The 7,182-nt window shown below is 69.3% G+C and carries 6 protein-coding genes; 5 read left to right on the top strand and 1 reads right to left on the bottom strand.

All coding sequences use genetic code 11. From position 1 onward, the window contains the following. Positions 1-255: 255 nt before the first annotated feature. Positions 256-1,482: an ISL3 family transposase gene (locus tag QOZ86_RS20930; protein ID WP_284493833.1), complete on the top strand. Its 1,227-nt coding sequence runs from the start codon at positions 256-258 to the stop codon at positions 1,480-1,482. 135 nt (positions 1,483-1,617) lie between these two features. Here the strand turns inward: QOZ86_RS20930 and QOZ86_RS20925 are convergent, their stop codons facing one another. Continuing rightward, positions 1,618-2,679, bottom strand: a complete 1,062-nt coding sequence (locus QOZ86_RS20925) for a PGN_0703 family putative restriction endonuclease (RefSeq protein WP_284493896.1) — start codon at positions 2,677-2,679, stop codon at positions 1,618-1,620. Between the two features lie 323 nt (positions 2,680-3,002). Here QOZ86_RS20925 and QOZ86_RS20920 point away from each other — a divergent pair, with 323 nt between their 5' ends. From QOZ86_RS20920 to QOZ86_RS20905, 4 genes are all read left to right on the top strand, one after another. Further along, entirely contained in the window at positions 3,003-4,319 is a 1,317-nt protein-coding gene (locus QOZ86_RS20920) for a CHAT domain-containing protein (RefSeq protein ID WP_284493895.1), read from the top strand. Between the two features lie 24 nt (positions 4,320-4,343). Beyond that, complete coding sequence (locus QOZ86_RS20915; protein ID WP_284493894.1) at positions 4,344-4,682, top strand: hypothetical protein; 339 nt, start codon at positions 4,344-4,346, stop codon at positions 4,680-4,682. A 404-nt stretch (positions 4,683-5,086) separates the two neighbouring features. After that, positions 5,087-5,329, top strand: coding sequence for a hypothetical protein (locus QOZ86_RS20910; protein WP_284493893.1), 243 nt, complete (start codon positions 5,087-5,089; stop codon positions 5,327-5,329). Positions 5,330-5,600: 271 nt separating this feature from the next. Next, positions 5,601-7,013 carry an IS1380 family transposase gene (locus QOZ86_RS20905; RefSeq protein WP_284493892.1) on the top strand — a complete coding sequence of 471 codons (1,413 nt, stop codon included), beginning with the start codon at positions 5,601-5,603 and terminating at the stop codon, positions 7,011-7,013. The last annotated feature ends 169 nt before the right edge of the window (positions 7,014-7,182 follow it).

Here is a 7,182-nt window from a genome sequence, read left to right as displayed (position 1 = left end):
GGCTCTTCGTACCTGCGGTGGGTGTGAGGGACTCGCGCGTGTGAGCTGAGGCGGGAGAGGGGTCGAGGCCTTCCAAGATCGGGAGCGACCAAGCTGCCCGACCGGAAGGCCTCGACGGTGTCCGAGCCTACGGCGTGCGCTCGCGCGCGCTCACGTCCTGATTCCTCCTTCGCTCACTCCTACTGCGATCGCTGTGATCTCCTCGTCGGCCTGGACGGTTTCCACGTCATCGAGGTCGTCGAGCGTCACGGCCGAGTGCAGGTCGTGGTGGAGTCGGCGCCCGAGCCGATGGGCTGTCTGGCCTGTGGCGTCATCGTCGGCAGCCACGGTCGCCGCGACGTTGTCCTGGTCGACGTGCCCTGCTTCGGGCGCCCGGTCCAGTTGGTGTGGCGCAAGCGGACCTGGCGCTGCGTGGAGGTCGAGTGCACCGGCAAGGCGTTCACCGAGCAGCACGAGGCTCTCGCTCGGCCACGGGCGCTGCTGACCACGCGGGCGTGCTGGTGGGCCATCGGGCAGTTGCGCCGCGAGCACGCCTCGGTCGCCGGGATCGCCCGGCAGCTGGGCACGACCTGGCGCACGGTGTGGCGCTCGATCAAGCCGCTACTGGAGGCGATGGCCGCCGACGAGGCCCGCTTCGCCGACGTCACCGCCCTGGGCGTGGATGAGCACATCTGGCACCACGTCTCGACCAAGCCGATCGCCGACGGTGGTCGCGGCCCCAAGGAGCTCACCGGGATGGTCGATCTGACCCGTGACCAGGCAGGACGCGTCCGCGCACGCTTGCTGGACCTGGTGCCCGGCCGGTCGGGGAAGGTCTACGCCGACTGGCTCGAGCAGCGTGGCGAAGCGTTCCGCAAGCAGGTCAAGATCGCCACGTTAGACCCCTTCCACGGCTACAAGAACGCCATCGATGACCAGCTGGAGGATGCCGTCGCCGTTCTTGACGCCTTCCACGTCGTCAAGCTCGGCACCGCTGCGGTGGACGAGTGCCGGCGCCGAGTCCAGCAGGAGACCCTCGGGCACCGTGGCCGCAAGGGCGACCCCCTGTACGGAATCCGCACCATGCTGCGCGCCGGCGCGGAGAAGCTCACCGACCGCCAGTGGACACGTTTGCGCGCAGCCTTCGACGCCGACGAGCGACACCTGCCCGTGTGGCTGGCCTGGTCATGTGCCCAGCAGCTGAGGGACGCCTACCGGCATCCCAAGCCGGCCGAGGGCCGCAAGATCGCCGAACAGGTCCTCACCTCGTTCTCGACCTGCCCGGTGCCCGAGATCGCCCGCCTCGGCCGCACCTTGAAGCAGTGGCGGGAGGCGTTCCTCGCCTACTTCGACACCGGCCGATCCAACAACGGCGGCACCGAAGCCGTCAACGGCCTCATCGAGCTCCACCGGCGGATCGCCCGCGGCTTCCGCAACCGCGACAACTACCGACTCCGCATGCTCCTGATCGGCGGCGGACTGTCCAGCCCCCACCTCAAGTAAGAAGAGCCCCTATGGGTCTGACAGTGGTCGGTCAGCTGCGCGCCCGCGCCACGAAGGTGGGTCGTCGGTACGTCACCGAAGCGCCGAGAAGTGGTGGGGCGTCCCGATGAGTTCGTCAGGTTGCACCACACCCGGTCAGTGACCCGACCCCCTCACGATGCAGCCTCGCGACGTGGAAGAACCCGCCCGCCACCCATGCAGAACCCCGGCGGCCCGAGCTCGCCACGCCAGACCGGACGATCTACTCGACCCCGACATCGGCAGCGCCCCGTGAATCTCGGGCCGGTCCAAGTGGGCCAAGACCGCCGGATCCAGCGTCGCGAAGCGGTCGGGTGTGCGCAGCAATTGATGCCAGGCCTCGGAGACGGTCGCACCCAAGGCGCGATGTTCCGGGCGGGCTAGTGACTGCTGGTAGGCCTCGTTCTCCGGCGGGAGGACCAGGACCACCCGAACTCGATCAGCGACGCCCGACTGCTCCAGTGCGTGCGCCAGGAGCTGCTGGCGGGTCAGCTGATAGAACGGCTCGTCCAGTAGCAGCTCGAAGGCGAGCCGATCGCCACGCACCGGCCCCGTCGGGTCGTTGACCGCCTCGGCGTAGCGAGCGCGGCGAATTTCGTCTCGTGCGGCATCCGGTGTGCGGACCCGGTAGGACTCGGTGTACTTCCACTCGACCAGCACCAGTTCGCGGGCGCCATCGGCCGCGCGGTGCAGGAACGCCGCGTCGACGCTCGTACAGTGCGCGCCGCGAATTCGCTCTCCGCCAGGAGCCTCGCCGAAGAAGTCTTCAGGGCCGATGTACTCGAACGTCAGGAAGCGGCCCGGCTCGATCTCCAGCACCTCACCGACGTCCAGCACCGCCGCAAAGGCCGCAGCCAGACGCGACGGGTCCTCCACCATCGGCATCAGCGCATTGACGCACTGCACTTGGGACGAGAGGAGATGGTTCCCCGGACCTCGACCGATCCCGGCGTGCCACGGGATGCCCAAATCCGCGAACAGGGCCACCGCCGGCTCACGGACCGCGGCCAGCAGGTTGTGGTCCGCGAAGTCGTACGGGAGGCAAAAGGGCAAGGAAGCGCCAATCGCCCCGCCGTCCTTTTCGAGGTAGGGCGCAGGCACCTTGGCGGCGACCGGTAGAGCGTCTGTCTGCGTCTTCCATGCGGCCGCACGCCGCCGCTCATCCGTGGTGTAAGTCATCGTCCGCGGACCGTAAGCCGCGCCACTGACGTTTCGAGTGAGGCCTTCTCGAGTCCTAGCTCTTTCGGGTCCCGCCGGTCGCTTGAGACCCGACAGCCCCGACAGTGCGCCGCCCGACTTCCCGTGTCGAATCGGCTCCTAGGAACGACCACGCTGCCCGGTTACCGCCGTCGCAGTCGCGTCCCCTGCCCCCTGATGGCGTCATTGTCCAGGCTGCAGAAGACCCCACGAATCACGCCGAGCTACACCACAAGGTGGGACGTCACCTTCCCGGTAATGGCAGCATCAGCGGCACCACCTGTGCGGACTACGAGTGGAGAGGCATGACGCAGCCGAGTCCCGCTACTGACGCAGCCGTCGACCGCCGGATGGCGCTCGCCCGGGACTGGGACGAGTTGGTCGAACAGGTCCGCGCGCTCGACGGCTTCGATGACTTCCTCAAGCCGCCAGGGTTGGAAACGCTGCTCCCGGCCGCCGCCCGGGGCCCGGTCGTCATCATCAACGTGAGTCGCTGGCGGTGCGACGCCCTTATCGTTCGGCCCACCGGGGTGACCTTGCGTCCGCTTCATGCCCTAACGCTGGACGACGCCACGCGTCGGGCTGGCGACTACCTCTCGGCCCTAAAGACCGCGGAGATCGCCGACGGGGAAAGGCTGCGAGCACACCAGGTAGCGGCCGGGGAATCACCCCGCACAGCGGCACGCCGACTGCTTGCCGCCGACCGGACAGCGGAGGAGGCGCAGGAGCAGGTCGACGAAGTGCTCCATGACCTCCAGGGATGGATGTGGCAGACGATCGCCGAGCCCGTTCTCCGCGAGGTGGGCCTCACCGACACTCCGAGCGGCGAAATCACGACGTGGCCCCGGATCTGGTGGTCCCCGACGGGCACCCTAGCCATGTTGCCGCTGCACGCAGCAGGTCACCATCGCGAGGCAGCCGCCGGCGAGTCACCGCCCCGTACGGTGCTCGACCGTGCCGTTTCCTCCTACACGCCAACGTTGCGCGCGCTCGTGGAGTCGCGCAGGCCAGACGACGACCCGGCACGCGACCGCGACCGGCTGTTACTGGTCAATGTGCCGCACGCACGCGGCCAGGTGCCGCTCGACTCTGCGGCCGAACGCGCCGCGCTTTTCGACGCCTTCCCCGCCGAGCGTCGAACGGTGCTCGACGGCGACGGAGCCACGCGTGCCGCCGTACGCTCGGTCCTTGGGGGTCACCGCTGGGTCCACTTCAGCTGCCACGGAGACCAGGACCTCAACGATCCGTCCCGCGGCGGGCTCCTGCTGCACGATGCGCCCCTCACCGTCGCTGACATAGCCGAGGACCGGTACCACGGCGACTTCGCGGGTTTGTCGGCGTGCAAGACCGCCGTCGGCGGAATCAACCTCCTCGACGAGGCCATCACGCTTGCGTCGGCCCTGCACTACACGGGATTTAGGCACGTGGTTGCCGCACTGTGGTCAGTCGACAACCAGACGTCCGCCGAGGTATTCACCAGCCTGTACCGGTCAATCGCCTCAGAGGGACGCCTGGACCCAGACCTGGCGCCCGCTGCCCTGCACCGCGCCGTCCGGCGGATCAGAGACTGCCGTCCGGAGTGGCCTCACCGTTGGACGCCGTTCGCCCACACCGGCCCCTGACCGACCCCGATGACAGGAGAGCCGATGAGCGGCCCCGACAAACCTCAAGAGCCCCCGTCGCTCTACGAGGAAGTGACTGCAATCGGCTATGCGGAGGCCTTCGCGAACGCTTGCACTGCTGTCCCCAACCGCCGGGGCGTGGTGCTGATGGGCACATGTCCGCGGTGCGGCCATGCCATGGAGTACCCCCTCGTCACCCAGGTCTTCCAGAACACGACGCTGCCGGGCAGCCATGCTCTTCCCGCCCCCGGGGAGGAGCACCCGCTGCTGTGCACCTGCCTAGAGGCCCATCCGGAACGGCCTCCCGGTGAGGAGGGATGCGGCGCCTACTGGAACATCCAGCTGACCCGCTCCTCGTCGTGACTGTCGGACTCTCGGCTGGGTCACCTGCCCGCCCCCGTGACCGCCGCGCGGCCCGCGCAACTAGGGACCTGCTCGCCGACGAGCTCCCCCGAATCCGTGCCGGTGCCCTCGCGTGGCGCAACGGCCTCGGTGCACTTCTGGCAGGGCTAGTCGGCTTCGGCTTGGTCAAGGGCCGCACGGACGTGTCCCAACTTCAGACGGGGGCGGCTGCCGTCGTCGGGGTCTTGCTGCTGGCCGCACTCGTGGCCGGTTCGACCGCCGCGGTGTTGATCATGCGAGCTGCCCACGGACGTCCGCGCCCGGTCGCCGTTCGCGCCGTGATCGATTACTCGGCCGAAGACCCCGCGATGGGGGGCCGACTGGCCGAGGCCCACGCTGCTTCACGGGCGCTCCTGCGAGGAGTCGTGCTGTTCTTCGTCTGCGCGATCCTGCTTTGCGCCGCAGTGGGGATGACCTGGTATGGGCCAGCGAAGGAGAAACCCCGCGTGCAGGTCCTGCTCGCCAACGGATCGCTACAGTGCGGCGAGGTCGTCTCGCTCGACACCGGGCGCCTGACTTTGAAGACAGCCGAGGGTCGGATGACACTCGACTTGACGCAGGCCGCCGGGCTCAGCGCCGTGGACTCCTGCCGGCCGGCTCGCCAGTGAGTGGGCCGCATCAACTCGCCGCTCGGCCAGCATGACCTCGGCTTCGTCCGAGCCACGCTATTTCTTCGACACGTACATGAGGCCCGGCTCGCTCCGCACCACAATCACAGTCCAGGTGGGCCGCACCGAGGCACCCGCTCCAGCCACCTAGCCCGGGGCTTTCACGGGAAGGCGCCGCGACCGGGTGTTGATCAACTGAAAAGTGCTCCTGACCAGCAAGGATGGGTCTTGTCGAGGGACCTGTCCGAGCCGTTCAAGGAGCACCTTCCAGGTGAACAAGCGTAGCCGTTTCTATCCCCGCCTCACGGTCGACACGGCCGACGTACCGGCGGTCGGTCAGGCCGGTGGCTTACTGCTCACCGACACCGTCGCGACCGCCGGGCTGGACTGGGCACTGTCGACGGCGCTGTCACCGTGGCGTAGGCCGCTGGCGATTCACGACCCCGGCAAGGTCGTCCTGGACCTGGCGCTCACCCTGGCGGTGGGCGGGGACTGCCTGGCCGACATCGCGCTGCTGCGCGCCGAACCTCGGGTCTTCGGCCGGGTGGCCTCTGATCCGACGGTCTCCCGCACGATCGACACACTCGCCGCCGACGCACCCGCCGCGCTGGCGGCGATCAACACCGCTCGGGCGACGGCGCGGGCTGCGGTGTGGGGGCTGGCCGGGAAGGACGCACCCGGCCAGGGCGCTGATGCGGCTGCGCCGCTGGTCATCGACATCGACGCCACGCTCGTGACGTCGCATTCGGAGAAGGAGCAGGCTGCGCCGACGTTCAAGCGGGGGTTCGGGTTCCACCCGTTGTGCTCGTTCGTCGACCACGGGCCCGAGGGCAGTGGTGAGCCGCTGTCGGTGCTGCTGCGGGCCGGAAATGCCGGGTCGAACACCGCTGCCGACCACATCACCGTGGCCAAGCAGGCGCTGGCGCAGCTGCCCGGCCACCGGCCCGGCACCCGACCGGGCCGGAAGGTGCTGATCCGCACCGACGGGGCCGGGGCCAGCCACGCCTTCCTGGACTGGTTGCACGGGCAGCGGTTGTCCTACTCGATCGGCTTCGGCCTGCCGGCCAACACCGCCGACCTACTCACCCAGATCCCGGCCGAGGTGTGGACGCCGGCCTACGACGCGAACGACCAGATCCGCGACGGCGCCTGGGTCGCCGAACTCACCGGCCTGCTGGACCTGACCGGCTGGCCGCCGGGCATGCGGGTCATCGCCCGCAAGGAACGACCCCATCCCGGCGCGCAGCTACGGATCACCGACGCCGACGGGCTGCGGGTCACCGCCTTCGCCACCAACAGCAGCCGCGGGCAGCTTCCCGACCTCGAGTTGCGGCACCGCCGCCGGGCCCGCGCCGAGGACCGCATCCGATGCGCCAAGGACACCGGTCTGACGAACCTGCCGCTGCACGACTTCGCCCAGAACCAGATCTGGTGCGCCATCGTCGCGCTGGCGTGTGAGCTCACCGCCTGGATGCAGATGCTCGCCCTCGTCGATCACGCCGCTCGACGGTGGGAGCCCAAACGGCTACGGACCAGGCTGTTCACCGTGCCGGCGACGCTGGCCCGCACCGGCCGGCGCCGGCTGCTGCACCTGGCCGAGCACCACCCGTGGGCCGCCGTCGTCCACGACGCCGTCGTCCGGCTGCGCGCCTTGATCGCCGGACCGGCACCTGCCCCGGGCTGACACCGCCCACCCCGTCCCGACGAGCCCGCACCACCCCGGACCGTGGAACCGGCGCCCACCCGAGCGGCATCGGTCGAACCGTCACACCCCAATGCCAGGATCACCCCCCGGCGGCCCACCGAGCCGCTTTCCGATGATCACCGCCGGCCTGACGAAAGATCCGGGCTAG

The sequence above is a fragment of the Blastococcus capsensis genome (assembly GCF_030165005.1).
Lineage (GTDB): Bacteria > Actinomycetota > Actinomycetes > Mycobacteriales > Geodermatophilaceae > Blastococcus > Blastococcus capsensis.
This window is presented reverse-complemented; position numbering and strand designations above follow the sequence as displayed.

What these genes read in the sequence shown, in the direction of transcription:
- QOZ86_RS20925 (WP_284493896.1), bottom strand. Translation starts at nt 2,679, where the DNA reads ATGACTTACACCACGGATGAGCGGCGGCGTGCGGCCGCATGGAAGACG.
- QOZ86_RS20920 (WP_284493895.1), top strand. Translation starts at nt 3,003, where the DNA reads ATGACGCAGCCGAGTCCCGCTACTGACGCAGCCGTCGACCGCCGGATG.
- QOZ86_RS20915 (WP_284493894.1), top strand. Translation starts at nt 4,344, where the DNA reads ATGAGCGGCCCCGACAAACCTCAAGAGCCCCCGTCGCTCTACGAGGAA.